The 16,077-nt window shown below is 70.1% G+C and carries 12 protein-coding genes; 4 read left to right on the top strand and 8 right to left on the bottom strand.

Translation table 11 applies throughout. From position 1 onward, the window contains the following. Positions 1 to 156 precede the first annotated feature (156 nt). Both KUA19_RS23950 and KUA19_RS23945 read left to right on the top strand, forming a co-directional pair. A complete protein-coding gene (locus KUA19_RS23950; RefSeq protein ID WP_217399149.1) occupies positions 157 to 885 on the top strand; it encodes a hypothetical protein in 729 nt (242 codons plus the stop codon). Positions 886 to 1,073: 188 nt separating this feature from the next. Further along, positions 1,074 to 2,270 carry a hypothetical protein gene (locus KUA19_RS23945; RefSeq protein WP_217399148.1) on the top strand — a complete coding sequence of 399 codons (1,197 nt, stop codon included), beginning with the start codon at positions 1,074 to 1,076 and terminating at the stop codon, positions 2,268 to 2,270. Positions 2,271 to 2,324: 54 nt separating this feature from the next. Here the strand turns inward: KUA19_RS23945 and KUA19_RS23940 are convergent, their stop codons facing one another. From KUA19_RS23940 to KUA19_RS23920, 5 genes are all read right to left on the bottom strand, one after another. Further along, on the bottom strand, positions 2,325 to 5,627 hold the full coding sequence (locus KUA19_RS23940; RefSeq protein ID WP_217399146.1) for a galactose-binding domain-containing protein: 3,303 nt from the start codon (positions 5,625 to 5,627) through the stop codon (positions 2,325 to 2,327). 132 nt (positions 5,628 to 5,759) lie between these two features. After that, complete coding sequence (locus KUA19_RS23935; protein ID WP_217399144.1) at positions 5,760 to 6,569, bottom strand: carbohydrate ABC transporter permease; 810 nt, start codon at positions 6,567 to 6,569, stop codon at positions 5,760 to 5,762. A 12-nt stretch (positions 6,570 to 6,581) separates the two neighbouring features. Beyond that, on the bottom strand, positions 6,582 to 7,475 hold the full coding sequence (locus KUA19_RS23930) for a carbohydrate ABC transporter permease (protein WP_217399142.1): 894 nt from the start codon (positions 7,473 to 7,475) through the stop codon (positions 6,582 to 6,584). Positions 7,476 to 7,533: 58 nt separating this feature from the next. After that, positions 7,534 to 8,823 (bottom strand): ABC transporter substrate-binding protein, encoded by a 1,290-nt coding sequence (locus KUA19_RS23925; RefSeq protein WP_254549968.1) that lies wholly within the window; start codon positions 8,821 to 8,823, stop codon positions 7,534 to 7,536. A 65-nt stretch (positions 8,824 to 8,888) separates the two neighbouring features. Continuing rightward, positions 8,889 to 10,790: a glycoside hydrolase family 127 protein gene (locus tag KUA19_RS23920; RefSeq protein ID WP_217399139.1), complete on the bottom strand. Its 1,902-nt coding sequence runs from the start codon at positions 10,788 to 10,790 to the stop codon at positions 8,889 to 8,891. 184 nt (positions 10,791 to 10,974) lie between these two features. Between KUA19_RS23920 and KUA19_RS23915 the strand changes: the two genes are divergently transcribed. After that, positions 10,975 to 12,000: a LacI family DNA-binding transcriptional regulator gene (locus KUA19_RS23915; protein ID WP_217399137.1), complete on the top strand. Its 1,026-nt coding sequence runs from the start codon at positions 10,975 to 10,977 to the stop codon at positions 11,998 to 12,000. Positions 12,001 to 12,072: 72 nt separating this feature from the next. Here the strand turns inward: KUA19_RS23915 and KUA19_RS23910 are convergent, their stop codons facing one another. Both KUA19_RS23910 and KUA19_RS23905 read right to left on the bottom strand, forming a co-directional pair. Then, positions 12,073 to 13,233 carry an RCC1 domain-containing protein gene (locus KUA19_RS23910; RefSeq protein WP_217399135.1) on the bottom strand — a complete coding sequence of 387 codons (1,161 nt, stop codon included), beginning with the start codon at positions 13,231 to 13,233 and terminating at the stop codon, positions 12,073 to 12,075. A gap of 104 nt (positions 13,234 to 13,337) precedes the next feature. After that, entirely contained in the window at positions 13,338 to 14,375 is a 1,038-nt protein-coding gene (locus KUA19_RS23905; RefSeq protein ID WP_217399133.1) for an RCC1-like domain-containing protein, read from the bottom strand. A 306-nt stretch (positions 14,376 to 14,681) separates the two neighbouring features. Between KUA19_RS23905 and KUA19_RS23900 the strand changes: the two genes are divergently transcribed. Beyond that, positions 14,682 to 15,605: a PHP domain-containing protein gene (locus KUA19_RS23900; RefSeq protein ID WP_254549967.1), complete on the top strand. Its 924-nt coding sequence runs from the start codon at positions 14,682 to 14,684 to the stop codon at positions 15,603 to 15,605. Here KUA19_RS23900 and KUA19_RS23895 read toward each other — a convergent pair. After that, positions 15,602 to 16,060: an ankyrin repeat domain-containing protein gene (locus KUA19_RS23895; protein ID WP_217399129.1), complete on the bottom strand. Its 459-nt coding sequence runs from the start codon at positions 16,058 to 16,060 to the stop codon at positions 15,602 to 15,604. The genes KUA19_RS23900 and KUA19_RS23895 overlap by 4 nt on opposite strands. Positions 16,061 to 16,077 lie beyond the last annotated feature (17 nt).

Below are 16,077 nucleotides of genomic sequence, written 5' to 3'. Positions count from 1 at the left end.
CCTAGCATGAGTGAGTCCGTTCGGCCGAGCAGAGACTCAGACGTGCAGGCCGGACAGATGATCGATCAGCTTGACGATCGATGGGGTCGGCGAGTACCGCGACGGGGGAACTGTACGGAGTATCAGTACGTCGCCTGCACGAGCGAAGGGTCCGCAGTGTCCATCGAGAATCCCAACGTACCGGTAATTCTGATCATCGTCGGCGGCCTGTTCCTACTCGGTGCGTTCGGCTACCACCTCTATGTGGGACGCCGCCCCGATTCCGGCACCGACGCCGCGCAGAAGCAGCCGATCGACAAGGTGGCCGCGGGCATCGGCGCCCTGTTCGTCGTCGGTGGCATCCTGCTGCAGTACTTCCCGCCCGGTGCAGGGACGGGTCCCGGCGGTGACCCCACGCCGAGCCCGGTCGTGAGCGTCACGGCCGGCGCCGCGGCTATCGCGAGCCCGTCCCCGTCCCCGAGTCCGCTGCCTTCGGCCGGAGCGGACTGCGGCATGGTCGAGATTCACGTCGACCAGCTCCCGACTGCCGGGCCGGCGCTGCGGGTCGGCGCGACCGTCGCGCTGACCGGCCCCGACCCCGCGCAGGGCGACGGCCGGGTGATGTGGGTCTTCGTCGAGAGCGGCGGCGACTGGTACGCGTGGCTGGCCGCGATCGACCGCAAGGACAAGGGCTTCTGGGTGGGCGGCGTCCCGCTGGGCCGCCCCGACCACGCCGAGGACGCCAACATCGGCGTGCGTACCGTGCACGTGATGCTGATGGACGCGGTCAGGAGCAAGGCGCTGGCCGCCGACCTCAACGAGAACTACCGCGCGCTGAAGGCCGCGCCCGAGGGTGCCACTGACCTGTACACGGTCCTCGTCGACCGGGTCTGCACGCACAAGTGAAGCCGCGCACCGGGCGCCTGCCGACCTCGGTGGCGCCCGGTGCCGCCGGCGCGGGCAGGCCGGCGGCCACCCCGGCGACCCGCCGGTGAAGTGATGGCCAACTGTTGTCGACGTGTCTGGTCAGTGGGACGGCACCGCTCTACCGTCCGATCGTGCCGCAGAGATCTTCAACATGGCCGCGGACGCGCGTGACCATCGCGGTCGGCGCCAGCCTCGGGGGCGTCTACCTCGGGCTCAGCATGCTGCGGACCGACCACTGGCAACCGGGCAGTGTGGGCCTGGCCCTGGTCGTCTTCGTCGCCGGTTGCTGGGTGCATCGGATGCTGCACGATCTGGGCCACTGGCTCGCCGTGGCGCTGCTGCGGCTGCCGTACAGCCGGCGGCGGCCGCGCTGGTGGCCGCTGCCGAAGGTCGCCCCGGTCCCCGGCCCCGAGCTGCGCGACCTGCGGCGACGTATGGTGCTGTACGCGGCTTTCGGTCCGTGGCTCAACTTCGTCGTGGCGGCGGGCACCCTGATGGCCATGGTGCCCGCAGGCGTCAGGAGCGGCGCGGGCAGCGTCCTGTCGGCGGTGACTCTCGCGGGCATGACGGTGGGCCTGACGAGCCTGGTGCCGCTGAAGGTCGGTGGCCGGGAGTCGGACGGCTACGCCATGCTGCGGTGGATCTTCCGCCCCACCAGGGCACGGACGAACCTCATGCGGGCGCACGCGGACCGCGAGATGGCGGCCGCTGTCGTCGAGGTGCGCTCCGGAAGCCTGGACCTCGCCGAGCTCGAGGCTCTGGTCGCCAGTCCGGGACGCGACCCGCAACTGCTGGTGCACGCCACGCAACAGTTGCTGACCAAGAGCCTTGCCGCCGGACCCGGCGCGTTCGCGCAGGCCATGAACCAGCTCGCCGGCACGGCCCGCTCGGCGCACGTCGACCGTACGACGGGTGGGCTCATCGCCGCGGTGGTGGCGCACGCGGTGTGCACGGTCTACCTCAAGGCCGCCGCGTACGACGGCACGCACGCCGGTGGCCCCGCCGACATCGACGAGCTTGCCGCGCTGGCCGAGCTCGGCCACACGCGGCAACGGCAGTCGGCCCTGGCTCGGCTGGCGCTGGCCATGGCACGGATCCTGCAGGGACGCCCCGCCGACGCGGTGACGCTGCTGCCCAGCGTCGGCCTGGACCTCCGGCACGAGTACGAACGCGGCAGCATCCTGGCCGTACGCGCGATCGCCGAGCTGTACCTGGGCGACCCCGAGCGCGCCGCGTGGCTGCTGCGGTCGGCGCAGGAGCACCACTGCCCGGCGTACCTGCGCACGCTCGCGCACGATCTGGCCGCGGCGGCGGCGCGCGACCGGCTCCCGGCCTGGCCCGCCGCCGCGGCGAGCACGCACTGAGGCGGGGCGGGCGCTCGCGGACTCACCGAGCGCCCGGCCCCGCCGGTCAGCGGGTCAGGCGAACGCCTTCACCTCCAGCAGACCGACCGAACTGGTCCCGTTGCTGGTCAGCGCCACCCGTAGCCGGGTCGTGCTGACCCCGGTGAAGGTGATCGTGTTGTACGCGTTCTTCGTCAGCGTGTAGGCGCTCGCGCCGGGCACGTCGACGTACGCGCTGCCGTTCCAGTACTGCAGCTTCCACGAGGCCGGCATGTCGATGCCGCCCTCGTCGTCGAAGAAGTACACGTCGGCCTTGGTCAGCGACTGCGCCGACGACCACTGCAGCTCCGCCCACTGGGCGCCGCTGTTGGGCCAGGTGCCCCAGCGGTTGCCCTGGTTGGTGCCGCCCCAGTTGGAGCTGGTCGGCTCGTCCCCGTTGTTGATCGCCGCGCAGCTCTCCCACGAGGACGTGTACGAGCAGCTCGGCGTCGCCGCCAGGGCCAGGTTGGTGGACACCGGTGGCTGTACGCCCCCACGGTTGAAGATCTTGATCTCCGTGAGGCCGGTCTTGGCGCCCGAGGCGTTGGTGGCCAGCACCCGCACCCGCTGGGCGGTGACCGCCGGGAACGTGACCAGGTTGTAGTTGCCCTTCGGGGTGCTGGGCGTCTTGGCCTGGCTGGCCACGCTCACCCACGCGCTGCCGTTGTAGTACTGGACGTCGTACGCCGACGGCGCCCGGTAGGTGGCCGACGCCGGACGGCTGTCCTTGAAGTAGAGCCGCACCTCGTTGAACGTCTTGGCGGTGCCCATGTTCAGTTCCAGCCAGTCTTGGCTGTTGGCCGAACCTCCGGCGCCCCAGTACGGCTCGTTGGTGGGGAACCCGTCGACCGCACCGGCCGTGGTCGTGCCCGACCCGGTGTAGGAGGCGGTGACGGTGGCACCGGTGGCCAGGTTGGTCAGGGCGGGCAGGGTGGTGTCGATACCGGCCTTGGCCAGCTCGTCCAGCACCCGGGCGTCGGACTGCACGACCTGGTTCGGGGCCTGCAGGCCGGACACGGCGGTGTTGTAGGTGACCGTGCCGCTGGTGGTGACCGCGCCGGTCGCCGGGTCCCAGGTGAAGGGCACCAGCGAGCTGACCGTCGCCGCCCGGCTGCCGTTGATGTAGATGGAGTAGCCCTCGGGCACGCCGGGGTAGCGGACCACGCCGTCGGCCGGGTCGTCCCAGACGATGGTGAGGTCGGCGTTGCGGTAGCGGATGTTGTTGACGGTGAAGTACGGCCAGCTGATGTTGATCGGGTTCAGCTCGACCTTCGCGTCGCTGCGCGGGCGCAGGCCGGCGACGTCCTCGATCAGGGTCCAGTTGCTGCTGCCGAGGATGTTGTGGTGGATCCAGGAGCGGTACGTGATCGACGACCCGTTCCAGTCAGCCCAGAACTCGTTGGCGTCGGGGTAGTTCATGCTGCCGTTGACGTACTGCGCCCAGGCGTTCCAGTAGAGCAGCTTCTTGTAGTCGGTCGCAGTGATGTAGGAGGTGGGGTAGTTGCGCAGCACCGAGGAGAAGAGCCGGAACTGCACGGTCGAGTTGATGGTGGAGAAGTTGTTGCTGCCTGTCCCCGATGCCGCCTTGTCCGCCTGGTTGGCGGTGTAGAACGGAAACACGGGGTACTGAGCCGGATCGGCGAACAGCCGCAGCGCTTCCTTGTAGGTCGTCGTGTTCGGGATGGCGTTCACCGCGAACGGGTAGTAGATGTTGATCTCTTTCCACGGGTTGAACGCGCCGTCCGACACCATCCGGTTCTCGAACAGCTGGCGGCTGGAGTTCCAGAGCACGCTGGTGAACGCGGCCTGGATCTGGTCGGCGAGCGTATTCATCTCGTTCGCCTTGGCCGTGTTGCCGATCGCCGCGTAGGCCTGCGCCGCCGCACGGGCGCCGCTGTACTGGTACGCCGCCTCGCCGCGGTCCATCTTGCCGGAACGCCAGTGGAAGGACACCGCGTCGGCGTCGTTACCGGTCAGCGCGCCCCAGTCGTACTCGAGGAGCTTGTTGCTGTTCGTGTCGTAGTACGAGAGCTGGCCCTTGACATCGCCCTCGGCGTATTTGGCGAGGTTGGCCGCGATCGCCGGCTGGCCGCCGTGGATCTGGTAGCTCTTCCACGCCGCCTCGGCGACATACTGGGTGTAGCTGTTGGACCAGTTCTCCGGGTCACCGGGGTTGTCCACGAACCGGGCGCCCTTGGACACCTGACCGACGCTGAGCCAGTCGCCGTACGCATACAGCGGCGTGCGCAGGTACTTCAGGTCGTCGATGTGCATGGGCTGGGTGAGCACGATCGCGTTGTTGTAGCCGAGCGCGCCCTCGACCGAGGTCGGGAACTGGAACGTCTGGCCCGGGATGTTGGCGTCGAGGTTGTTGAACCTCATCAGCCACCAGCGGTAGTAGTAGTTCTTCGTGAGCGCCGGCTCGGGCGAGTTGAAGTAGGGGATGTTCTGCGCCCACCACAGGTTGTAGGCCCGCACATGGGTCGCGAAGGCGGTCGCGTTCGAGTAGCCGGCGTATGCCGTGTACTCGGACGACGACTCGGGGATCTCGCTGGCGATGAAGCCCATGACGACCTTCGCCGTCGCCGTGGCTCCGGCGCCGATCGTGATCGACCGGTTCAGCCCGCCGCTGGAGACGGTGAAGCTGTCACCGGTGAGCTTTGTCGTGAGAGTGGTCAGGCTGTTCTTCGTCCCGGTCGAGCCGGTCAGCTCGCTGCCGCTACCGCTGGTCGCGTAAGGCGACACCGCGCGCAGGGTCAGCGTGGTGGAGGCGGACCCGTTGTTGGCGATGGACAGGTTCGTCACCGCGACGTTGTTGTCGGTGATGAACTTCTGCTGCGTGATCGTGATAGAGCCACTGGTGAAGACGTTCTTCGAGTAGCTCGGCGTCTGCACCCGCTGCGAACCCTGCTCGGTGAACGTGCCAGGGCTGGCCGTGATGGTGTAGGCGTTGTTGTCGCTGATGCTCTCCCAGTAGGCGACGTGTCCGGCGAATCCCATCGTGCCGGGACTGTAGGTCTTCATGAACAGGGCGCGGCCGCGGGTCATGAGGATCGCGCCGTCCGCGTCGGCCGGGTCGCTGCTGCCCGTACGGGCCAGCATGCGGTCGAGCCAGAAGTCGGTGCCGGAGCTCTCGGCGTTGTAGATCGCCTGCATCATGTTGCCGGCGGTGTAGCTCACCGGTGCCGCCGGCGGGGCGGTTCCGGTGAACGTGGGGAAGCCGATGGTCTGGGCCGCCATGGCCGGGGTCTGCGCCTGGACGGCGACGACTCCGGCGGCGAGCACGGCGCAGAGCCCGACTGCCAGCGACCTGCGCCGGGTGCGCAAGATGGATGGCATGTGGTTCACCTCCACAATTGGGGGACGGTGGTGAGGAACTGGGCTGCGGTGAGAGGTCTGTTGGGCCCGGCCGTGCCCGCGCGGGTAGGCGGTCGCAGGGCACGGCCGGGAGCTGGTACGGCTACGTCGCGGTCATCCCTTCAGCGCGCCGGAGGTGAAGCCGCGTACGTAGCTGCGCTGCATGAACGCGAACAGCAGCAGGCACGGCACCGCCATGAACACCACGCCCGCCTCCAGGGCGGCGTAGTCGATGGAGCCGTGGCTGGCCGTGCGCATGTTCACCACCGCGAGCGTGGTGGTGAACTTGTCGGTGGAGTTGAGCAGGATCAGCGGGGCGAAGAACTCGCTCCACGAGGTCAGGAACGCGAACAGCCCGACGGTGACCAGTCCGGGCTTGACCGCCGGGAGCATGATCCGGATCAGTGCGGAGAAGCTGGTGCACCCGTCGACCTGAGCCGACTCCTCCAGCTCGCGTGGTACCGCCTCGAACGAGTTGCGCATCATGAAGATCGAGAACGGCAGCTGGAACATGATCAGCACCAGGCTCAGGCCGATCAGGCTGTCCTGCAGGCCGAGCCAGCCGAGCAGGACGTAGAGCGCGATCAGGATGGTGGCGTACGGGACCATCAGGATCGCCAGGGTCAGCAGGAACAGCAGGTCACGGCCCGGGAACCGGAACCGGCCGAAGGCGTACCCGCCGAGGGTGGAGACCAGCAGGGTGCCGCCGACGGTCAGCGCGCTGACCGTGACGCTGTTGACGATGTGCTCCAGGCGGATGCCGTTGTCCGAGGTGAACAGCCGGTCATAGTTCTCCAGCCCGAAGCCGGATCCGGTGCGCAGCGAGGCCCAACCGCTCCAGAGCAGCGGCGACAGGAACAGGATCGCCAGCGCGACACCGGTGACGTAGAAGCTCCACCGGCTCACGGCGTTCGACGAGTTCATGCGGGGCCTTTCCTAACCGCGCCGGCGCAGCACGCCGAGCTGGACGACGTTGAACACGATGAGCACGGCCAGCAGGGCCACCGAGATCGCCGAGGCGGAGCCGAGGTCGAGGCGGATGAACGCCTCCCGGTAGATCAGCATCACCAGCGAGGTGGTGCTGTTGTCGGGGCCGCCCCGGGTCAGGATCCAGAACTGGTCGAAGGCCAGCAGCGAACCGGTCACCATCATGGTCAGCACCAGCGCGATGGTGGGCCGCATCAGCGGGATGGTCACCCGGCGGAAGGTCTGCCAGCGGGTGGCGCCGTCGATGCGGGCGGCCTCGTACACCTCCAGCGGGATGGCCTGCAGCCCGGTGAGGATGATCAGCATGTTGAACCCGGCGAAGCGCCACAGCACCAGCGCGACGGTCGAGCCCAGCGCCGAGGTGGAACTGCCGCTGGTCCACGAGACGTAGCCCTCGATGACGCCGAGTTTGCGCAGCAGGTCGCTGACCGGGCCGATCTCGTCGGACAGCAGGCCCAGGAACAGCAGCGAGGCGCTGGCGAAGCCGACCGCCATCGGCAGCAGGAACGCCGTACGCAGGAAGCCCACGCCGGGCCGCCGGTGCTGCACCAGCAGGGCCAGCCCGAACGCGACCACGAACAGCAGCACCGTCATCACGACCGTGTAGCGCAGCGTGAACCACACCGCCGAGCCGACCAGCTCGTTGTCGGCGATGCGGGTGTAGTTGTCGGGGGCGTTCATGGTGGGCGCGCCCAGCAGCGGCCACTTGTGCAGCGACATCCAGCCCACCAGCAGCAGCGGGGCGAGGAAGAACACCACGACCATGACCGCGGTCGGGGCGGCGTACGCGGCGCCGGTCAGCGCCCGCGCCCGGCTGCGACTGCGGCTTGCCTTCGGGGACATCGACTCTCCGGTTCGGGGGTGTGGCCCGGCCGCCGGGCGGCGGCCGGGCCGGGTCGGATCAGCCCTGCTGGAGGGACTTGGTGATGGCGGTGTTGCCCTCGCTCAGCGCCTTGGCGGCGTCACCGAACAGGGCGCCACGGACCGTCTGCAGCCAGGGGCTCTGCGGGTCGTTGAACGAGGCGTTGAAGTTCTTCGCGTACGGCGTGACGCCCTTGGCGACCAGGCTGTTGATGGTCACGATGCGCGGGTCGGCCGCGGAGTACTTGTTCGACGCGAGGTCGGTGCGGATCGGCACGCCCTTGTTCTTGGCGATGACCTCGACCTGCGCCTCCTCGGACATGGTCCACTTGAGGAAGTCCCAGGCCTGGGCGGCCTTGGTGCTGGTGGCGCCGATGCCGATCGAGTCGCCGCCGATGAAGGTGGAGTCGCCGCCGTCCGGGCCGCTGATCGGCGCGACGCCCATCTTCACGCCCTTCTCCTCGATGAGGCCCAGCCACACCGACGGGCCGGGGGCGATGCCGATCTTGCCACTCTGCAGCGCGCCGAGCCAGGTCGGACCGGCCTCGTCCTTGGAGGCCGGGGCCGCCACGCCCTCGTCGTACAGCGCGCGGTAGATGGCGAACACGTCGGCCATCTCCTTGGAGTCGATCTTCGCGTTCTTGCCGTCGGCGTCGAGGACGTTGCCGCCCGCGCCCCAGACCGAGGGCCAGAAGGTGAACTCGACGCAGCCGCCGCAGTTGCCGCCGAAGTAGGTGCCGTGCACGTCGCCGCCCAGCTTGTTGATCGCGCGGGCCTGCTCGGCGAACTCCTTCAGCGACTTCGGACCCTTCTCCGGGTCGAGCCCGGCCTTGGCGTACAGGTCCTTGTTGTAGAGCATCACCGACATGTCGACGGTGTGCGGGATGGCGTAGCTCTTGCCCTCCCAGGTGCCGGCGCGCACGTGTCCGGGCGACACCTTGTCCTTCAGCCCGCTGGCGGCGAACCTGTCGGTGATGTCGGCCCACAGGCCCTGCGAGGCGTACTGCGGGGCGAACACCACGTCGGAGCCGAACAGGTCCGGCAGCGCCTTGGCGCCCGCGGCCGAGGCCAGCTTCGCCGGGTACTCCTCGTTCGGGTACGAGGTGACGGTCACCTTGTTCTTGTGGGTGGCGTTGTAGGCCTCGGCGTACGCCTTGGACACCGACTCGGTCGCCGCCCGGGTCCACAGGGTCAACTGGGCGCCGTCGTCGACGCCGTCGGTGCCGGACGCGCCCGGCGCCGCCGGGTCGTCGCCGCCACAGGCCGTCATCGACGCCAGCAGCAGCGCGGCCGCACCGAGTGCGAGACCACGCAGCTTCCGAACTCTCATGATCACTCCTAATCGGTCAAATGAGCGGATTTCAGATGGTGCATCAGGTGGTGCGTCTGAGGGGATCAGGCCGTCGGCAGCCAGATCCGCATGGTGGACGGCCCGGAGCGGGCCCAACGGTGGTACGGCACCAGCGGCACCGCGAGCGGATCACGCCGCCCCACCGGCCCCGCGTCGGCGTACGGCCAAGGCTCGTCCGGTAGGTCCTCGGTGTGCCCGCGTACCGTCACGGCGTCGCCGTCGGCGGGGGCGGTGTCCACGTCGACCCGCAGCGAGTCCAGGTCCAGCTCGCCGCCCAGCGACTCCGCGCACAGCACCAGCGGACCCTGCTCGACGGCGACGCAGCCGCGCACCGCGTCGATGCGCGGGTCGGGGCGGGTGAACCGGGGCCGCATCGGCAGCTCCAGCACGATCACGTCCCCGGCGGCGAACTCGCGGGTAAGCAGCACCCGGTCACCCGCGACCGGCTGCGCCTGCCCGTTCACGGTCACGCTCGCCCCGGCCGCCCAGGCGGGCAACCGCAGCGCGAGCGTCCACGGTCCACCGGACGCGACCAGCACGTCCAGCCGCACCGTGCCGTTGTCCGGGTACTCGGTGCCCATCCGCACCGCGACCCGGCGCCCGTCGCCGAGCACCGTGTCGATCTCGGCGTCGGCGAACTGGTGCACCCGCAGCGTGTCGCCCTCGACGCTGGCCACGTAGGTCGACAGGCTCGCCAGCAGGCGGCCCAGGTTGGCCAGGCAGCAGGACACCTCGAACCACGGCGCCCGCGGCCCGCCCCCGAAACCCAGCTGCTCGACATCGGTCGGCAGGATCCGGGTGGGTGTGCGCTGGTGCAGCGTGTGCGCGTAGAAGAAGGAGCGGCCGTCGTCGCCGATCGCCGTGGCGACCACGTTGAACAGGATCCGCTCGATCACGTCGGCGTACCGCTCACGGCCGGTGGCCAGCATCAGCCGCCACGCCACCATGATCGCCGCGATCCCGGCGCAGGTCTCCGAGTAGGCCCGGTCGGCCGGCAGCACGAAGTCGTCGCTGAACGCCTCGTCCAGGTGCCGCGAGCCCATCCCACCGGTCAGGTACGTGCGCCGGGCCAGGGTCCGGTCGAACTGCGCCGCCACCGTCTCCAACAGCTCGTCGTCACCGGTCTCCACCGCCACGTCGATCACGCCCGCGGCCAGGTACAGCGCCCGCACCGCGTGCCCGCGCAGCACCTTCGCCTCGCGCACCGGCTGGTCGTCGCTGAAGTAGGACCAGCCGAACTCGTGGGGCGGCAGGCTGCGCCGCCCGCGCCGGTCCACGAACAGCGCCGCCTGGTCCAGGTAGCGCCGCTCCCCCGTCACCCGGTACAGCTCCACCAGCGCGGGCTCGATCTCGGGGTGCCCGCACACCGCGTCACGCCCGTCCGGACCGAACTCCTCACACACGTGGTCGGCCACCCGGCGCGCCACGTCCAGCAGCGCCTCTCCTCCGCCCGTACGGGCGCGGGCCACCGCCGCCTGCAGCAGGTGCCCGGCGCAGTAGAGCTCGTGCCCCCAGGCCAGGTCCTCGTAGCGGGACCGCTGCCCGGCCCGGCCGAACGCGGTGTGCAGATAGCCGTCGGGCGCCTGTGCCCCGGCGATCATCGCGGTCAGCTCGTCCAGCTGGGCCTCGCGCACCGGGTCGGCCACCCGGCCGCTCTCCCACGACAGGGCCTCGACCAGCTTGTACACCTCCGAGTCGGAGAACTCCCGGCCGCGACGCTCCCGGCTGCCCTGGCCCGCTTCGGCGGTGAAGTTGCCGGTCCAGCCGAGCTTGTCGAGCCATTCCCGATGGTGGTCCAGGGTGTGGCGGCCGTTCACCTGCTGGCGCTGCGCCCAGAAGCCCCCCGTGATGCGAACCTCTCCCAGGCCCAGCGGTCGCAGGACTCCCCGCGACGGCACCACGGGCCGACCTCCGGTGAGGTCGGCGGTCCGCGCCGTCACCGTCATCTCCGCCTCCAACAACTTCCGTGACCGCGGTCACTTGAACGTTGGAGCCACTCTGGACGCCGAAAACCTTTTCGGCAAGATGCCCACTGCGTTACATCTCGATAACGTGAATCGAGGCTAGCCAAGGCTGGCGCGCGCCGTTACTCTTCGACACACTGTCGAAAAACGAACGAAAGGCTTTCAGTTGGGCAGGCGGCGATCCCAGTCGGTCACCCTCACCGACGTGGCCAGACTGGCCGGTGTGTCGGTGGCCACGGCCTCCAAGGCGCTCAACGCGCGCGCCGAGGTCGCCGCCGACACCAGGCTGCGCGTGCTGCAGGCCGCCAACCAGCTGTCGTTCCAGCCCAACGTGCTCGCCCGCGGCCTCATCTCCGGACGCACCCGCACCATCGGGCTGCTCACCGACGAACTCGGCGGCCGCTTCTCCATCCCGATCCTGCTCGGCGCCGAGAACGCACTGGGCAACGAGCAGATGTCGGTGCTGCTGTGCGACGCCCGCGGCGACGCGATCCGGCGCCAGCACTACATCCGCACCCTGCTCGCCCGGCAGGTCGACGGGTTCATCATCCTCGGCGACAGCAACGACCTGCGCCCCTCGCTCAGCCGCGACATCCCGGTGCCCGTCGTGTACGTGTACGGCCAGTCCACCGACCCCGGCGACCTGTCGGTGCTCGCCGACGACGAGGGCGGGGCACGGCTGGCCGGGGAGCACCTGGTGTCGCTGCGGCGGCGCAACATCGCCCACATCACCGGCCCGCAGAGCTACCGGGCCGCCCGCGACCGGGTCACCGGACTCAAGGCGGTACTGGCCGAGTCGGGGCTGTCGCTGGTCGGCGGCGAGCCGCAGTACGGCGAGTGGTCGCAGCGGTGGGGGCGGCACGCGGCCCGTACCCTCATCAACGCCCATCCCGAGGTCGACGCGATCTTCTGCGGCAACGACCAGATCGCGGCCGGGGTGGCCCAGGCGCTGCTCGACCACGGCTGCCGCATCCCGGACGACGTGGCCGTCGTCGGCTACGACAACTGGGAGGAGATGGCCGCCGACTGCCGCCCGCCGCTGACCACGGTGGACCTGAACCTGGAGCAGCTGGGCGCGACCGCGGTGATGCACCTGTTCGCGGCCCTGGACGGCACCGCCTCCTCCGGCGTCATCCGCCAGCCCTGCCGCCTGGTCGTCCGCGAGTCCACCGGCCCGGCCCAGCAGCCCTGACCGGTCCGCTGACGGACCGGGGTCCCCGGCCATGCACCATCCGCCGGCCGAGGACCCCGCCGATGGGGCGGTTCAGCCCGCGGCCAGGCTGTAATCGTTACCGCCGTCGATCGACCGTACGCGGGTCAGGCTGGACTGCACCGTGACGGGTCTGTCCTGCTGGCTCAACGTCCCGCCGCCGAGCCCGCCGAAGCTGTCGCTGCCCCAGCTGAGGATGACGTCGTCATCGTCGGCGGACAGCGCCAGGCTGTGTTCGTCGCCGGCGGCGATGGCCCGCGCGTGGGAGAGCCCGACGATCCTGGTCGGCGTACTGCGCTGGCCACCGAAGGAGCCGATGCCCAGCTGACCGAACAGGTTGTCACCCCAGGCCCGGCCCGTGCCGTTGTCCAGCAGCGCCAGGCTGTGCGCTCCGCCCGCGGCGACGGCCTCGACGTCGTCGAGGTTCACGACCCTGGCCGGAGTGAAGGTGGGCCCGGAGATGGCGCCGGTGCCGAGCTGACCCCGGTCATTGGCGCCCCACGCCTTGACCGTGCCGTCCTCGAGCAGGGCCAGGCTGTGGGCATCACCGGCGGCGACGGCCCGGACGTGGTCCAGGTTCGCCACCTGGAACGGTGTCGCCGTGACCTGGGGTGCGACGCCGATCCCCCAGACCATGACCTTGCCGTCGTCCAGCAGCGCCAAGCCGTGGGCTCCCCCCGCCGAGATGGCGCGAGCGTTGCTGATCCCCTTGACCTCGACCGGCAGCCGCACCGGGTCGTTGCTGGACGTGCCGATGCCCAGCTGCCCGGAGTCGTTCGCACCCCAGGCCATGATCTTGCCGTTGTCCAGCAGCGCCAGCGAGAAGGCGAAACCGGCGGCGACGGCACGCACCCCGGACAGCCCGACCACGGTGCCCGGAACGGTCCTCTCGGTCGTCGTGCCGTCGCCGAGCTGGCCGGACTCGTTCCAGCCCCACGACCGGACGGTGCCGTTGGTCAGCAGCGCCAGGCTGTGGAAGCCCCCGGCGGAGACCTGCTTCGTCTCGACCAGGTTGTTCACCCCCACAGGAACGAACCGGTGGATGGACGTGCCGTCACCCAGCTGTCCGTGGTTGTTGAAACCGAAGGCCACCGCCGGCCGTATGTCGTTCGCGGCGGCAGGATCGGCGCCCGCGTTCGCGACGACCGGCAGCGCGAGCAGCGTCCCTAGCGCGATCGCCCCGGCCCTTCGTCTACTGATGCGATGTGTTCGCACGTGGTTCCCCCCGAGAATTGAACATGTAGACCCTCGGATTCCGCTGAATCCGCAGGTGAGTAGATATGTGTAGGTCTAGCCGAGAACTCCTGTGGCGCGGCCGGTCAGCCGCCGGCCAGACTGTGCTCGATGCCGCCGTCGATCGACCGTACGCGGGTCAGGCTGGACTGCACCGTGACGAGGGCGTCGCGCTTGATCAACGTGCCGTCGCCGAGCTGACCCGAGCTGTTGCGTCCCCAGCCCAAGATGATGCCGTCGTCGTCCTCGGACAGCGCCAGGCTGTGATCCAGACCGGCGGCGACGGCACGCGCGCCGGAAAGCCCGGCGATCGTGGCCGGTGTGTTCCGGAAGCCGCCGGGCAGGCCGATGCCCAGCTGGCCGGCCGAGTTGTCGCCCCATGCCCTGCCCGTGCCGTTGTCCAGCAACGCCAGGCTGTGGAACCCCCCGGCGGCGACGGCCTCGACGTCGTCGAGGTTGGCGACCCTGGCCGGGGTGAAGATGGGCGCGGAGTTGGTGCCGTTGCCGAGCTGACCCAGGTTGTTCGAGCCCCACGCCTTCACCGTGTCGTCTTCGAGCAGGGCCAGGCTGTGGAACGAGCCGGCGGCCACGGCGCTGACGTGGTCCAGGTTCGCCACCTGGAACGGGGTGGGCGTGGCCTGGGGTGCGACGTTCTTCCCCCAGGCCATGACCTTCCCGTTGTCCAGCAGCGCCAGGCCGTGGAAGCCCCCCGCCGAGATGGCGCGGGCATTGCTGATCCCCTTGACCACGACGGGAAGCGGGACCGGGTTGATGCTGGACGTGCCGGTACCGAGCTGGCCGACGTCGTTCTTCCCCCAGGCCATGACCTTCCCGTTGTCCAGCAGCGCCAGGGAGAAGTCGCTACCGGCGGAGACCGCACGCACCCCGGACAGCCCGACCACGGTGCCCGGAACGGTCCTCTCGGTCGTCGTGCCGTCGCCGAGCTGGCCGGACTCGTTCGCACCCCATGCCCGGACGGTGCCGTTGGTCAGCAGCGCCAGGCTGAAGAAGTCCCCGGCGGAGACCTGCTTCGTCTCGACCAGGTTGTTCACCCCGACCGGGACTCGGCGCGGCAGGATCGTGCCGTCGCCGAGCTGTCCGTGGGCGTTGTCGCCGAAGGCCACCGCCGGCCGTATGTCGTTCGCGGCGGCTGGACCTACACCCGCGTTCGCGACGACCGGCAGCGCGAGCAGCGCCCCGAGCGCGATCGCCCCTGCCCTTCGTCTACTGATGCAATGTGTTCGCACGTGGTTCCCCCGGGAAATGAATGCATAGACCTCTCGAATTCCCCTGAATCCGCAGGTCAGTGGACATGTGCAGGTCTATCAGCACGAGGGGTCGGCCACCGGCAGCGACGCGCGATCGGGATGCGCGGCAGCACCGGCAGGCGCACCGCCGGGGTTGCGGGGCGGGACCGGCCGGGGGAGACTTTGCGGCGTGATGTCCCAGAGCGCGGCGAGCTGACGGTGCTGCCCGCCGACAGCCACGTGCACAGCGAGTGGTCCTGGGACTCGGCGCTGGTGGGTTCGATGGAACGCACCTGCGCGCGGGCGGTGGAGCTCGGCCTTCCCGCGATCGCCTTCACCGAGCACGTCGACCACACTGTCTGGCAGGTGCCCCTCGACATCGTGAACCCGGACGACCGCATCGCCGTCCTCGCGGCGCCCGACGGGAGCCTGACCCCACCGGTGTTCGACGCGGCCGGATACCTGGCCTCGATCGAGCGGTGCCGCGAACGCTTCCCGGACCTGCGCATCCTCAGCGGCATGGAGCTGGGCGAGCCGCACCTGCACGCCACCGCCGCGGCCGCGCTGCTGTCCACGGGGCGCTTCGACCGGGTGCTCGGCTCGGTGCACTGCGTGGCGGACGGGTCGGGGTTCACCGAGCCGTTCGCCCTCTACCGGCGGCACCCGGCCGCCGACGTCGTCCGGCGCTACCTGGACGAGGTGGCCAGGCTCGTGCGCGGCAGCGACCTGTTCTCGGTGCTGGCCCACATCGACTACCCGGTGCGCTCCTGGCCCATGCGGTCGGGTCCGTCCGATCCCTACGCGTACTCGATGGGCTCCGGGTCCGCTCCGTTCGATCCGTACTCGTTCGAGGAGGAGTTTCGGCACGTGCTGCGGTTGCTGGCCGACAGCGGGCGGGCGCTGGAGGTCAACACCAAGGTGCCGCTGCACCCGGAGATCGTCGGCTGGTGGCGCGACGAGGGCGGGCGGGCGGTCACCTTCGGCAGCGACGCGCACGTGCCCGCGGTGCTGGCGCACGGGTTCGCCGAGGCGGTGGCGATGGTCGAGGCGTACGGGTTCCGGCCGGGCAGGCACTCGTACGACTTCTGGACGCGTCCCGGGCGCTAGACCGGGTCCGCTGTGGGCGGTCTGGGCACGGGCGGCCTGGCGGGCTTCGCCCCGGCCGCGAGGAGCAGGTCGGCCGACTGCGGTCGGTCGTACTGCAGGGCCCAGTCCAGTGGGGCCCAGCCGGTGCCGTGATCCTCACGCAGGTTCGGGTCGGCCCCGTTGGCGAGCAGCAGGCGTATGACGTCGTCGTGTCCCCATACCGAGGCGGCGCACAGAGGTGTGCCCTCCTGGCCGCGCCCGCTTTCGGCGTCGGGGGACGAGCCGGCCGCCAGCAGCACCCGCACGACCTCGGTCGAGCCGTGGACGCAGGCCTGGTACAGCGGGGTGGTGCGCTCGCGGTCGGGCGCGTTCGGATCGGCACCGGCGCGAAGCAGCGCGCGCACGGCCGCGGTGTCCTCCCGGAACACCGCCTCCATCAGCCGCCTGGTGAGCTTCTTGCGCTGCCGGATGTTCACGCCGTCCAGCTTAGACA

Origin of the sequence: Catellatospora tritici (assembly GCF_019083965.1) — a bacterium.
In the GTDB taxonomy this organism is placed as follows: Bacteria; Actinomycetota; Actinomycetes; order Mycobacteriales; family Micromonosporaceae; genus Catellatospora; species Catellatospora tritici.
This window is presented reverse-complemented; position numbering and strand designations above follow the sequence as displayed.

What these genes read in the sequence shown, in the direction of transcription:
- KUA19_RS23935 (WP_217399144.1), bottom strand. Translation starts at nt 6,569, where the DNA reads ATGAACTCGTCGAACGCCGTGAGCCGGTGGAGCTTCTACGTCACCGGT.
- KUA19_RS23930 (WP_217399142.1), bottom strand. Translation starts at nt 7,475, where the DNA reads ATGTCCCCGAAGGCAAGCCGCAGTCGCAGCCGGGCGCGGGCGCTGACC.
- KUA19_RS23920 (WP_217399139.1), bottom strand. Translation starts at nt 10,790, where the DNA reads ATGACGGTGACGGCGCGGACCGCCGACCTCACCGGAGGTCGGCCCGTG.
- KUA19_RS23925 (WP_254549968.1), bottom strand. Translation starts at nt 8,823, where the DNA reads ATGAGAGTTCGGAAGCTGCGTGGTCTCGCACTCGGTGCGGCCGCGCTG.
- KUA19_RS23940 (WP_217399146.1), bottom strand. Translation starts at nt 5,627, where the DNA reads ATGCCATCCATCTTGCGCACCCGGCGCAGGTCGCTGGCAGTCGGGCTC.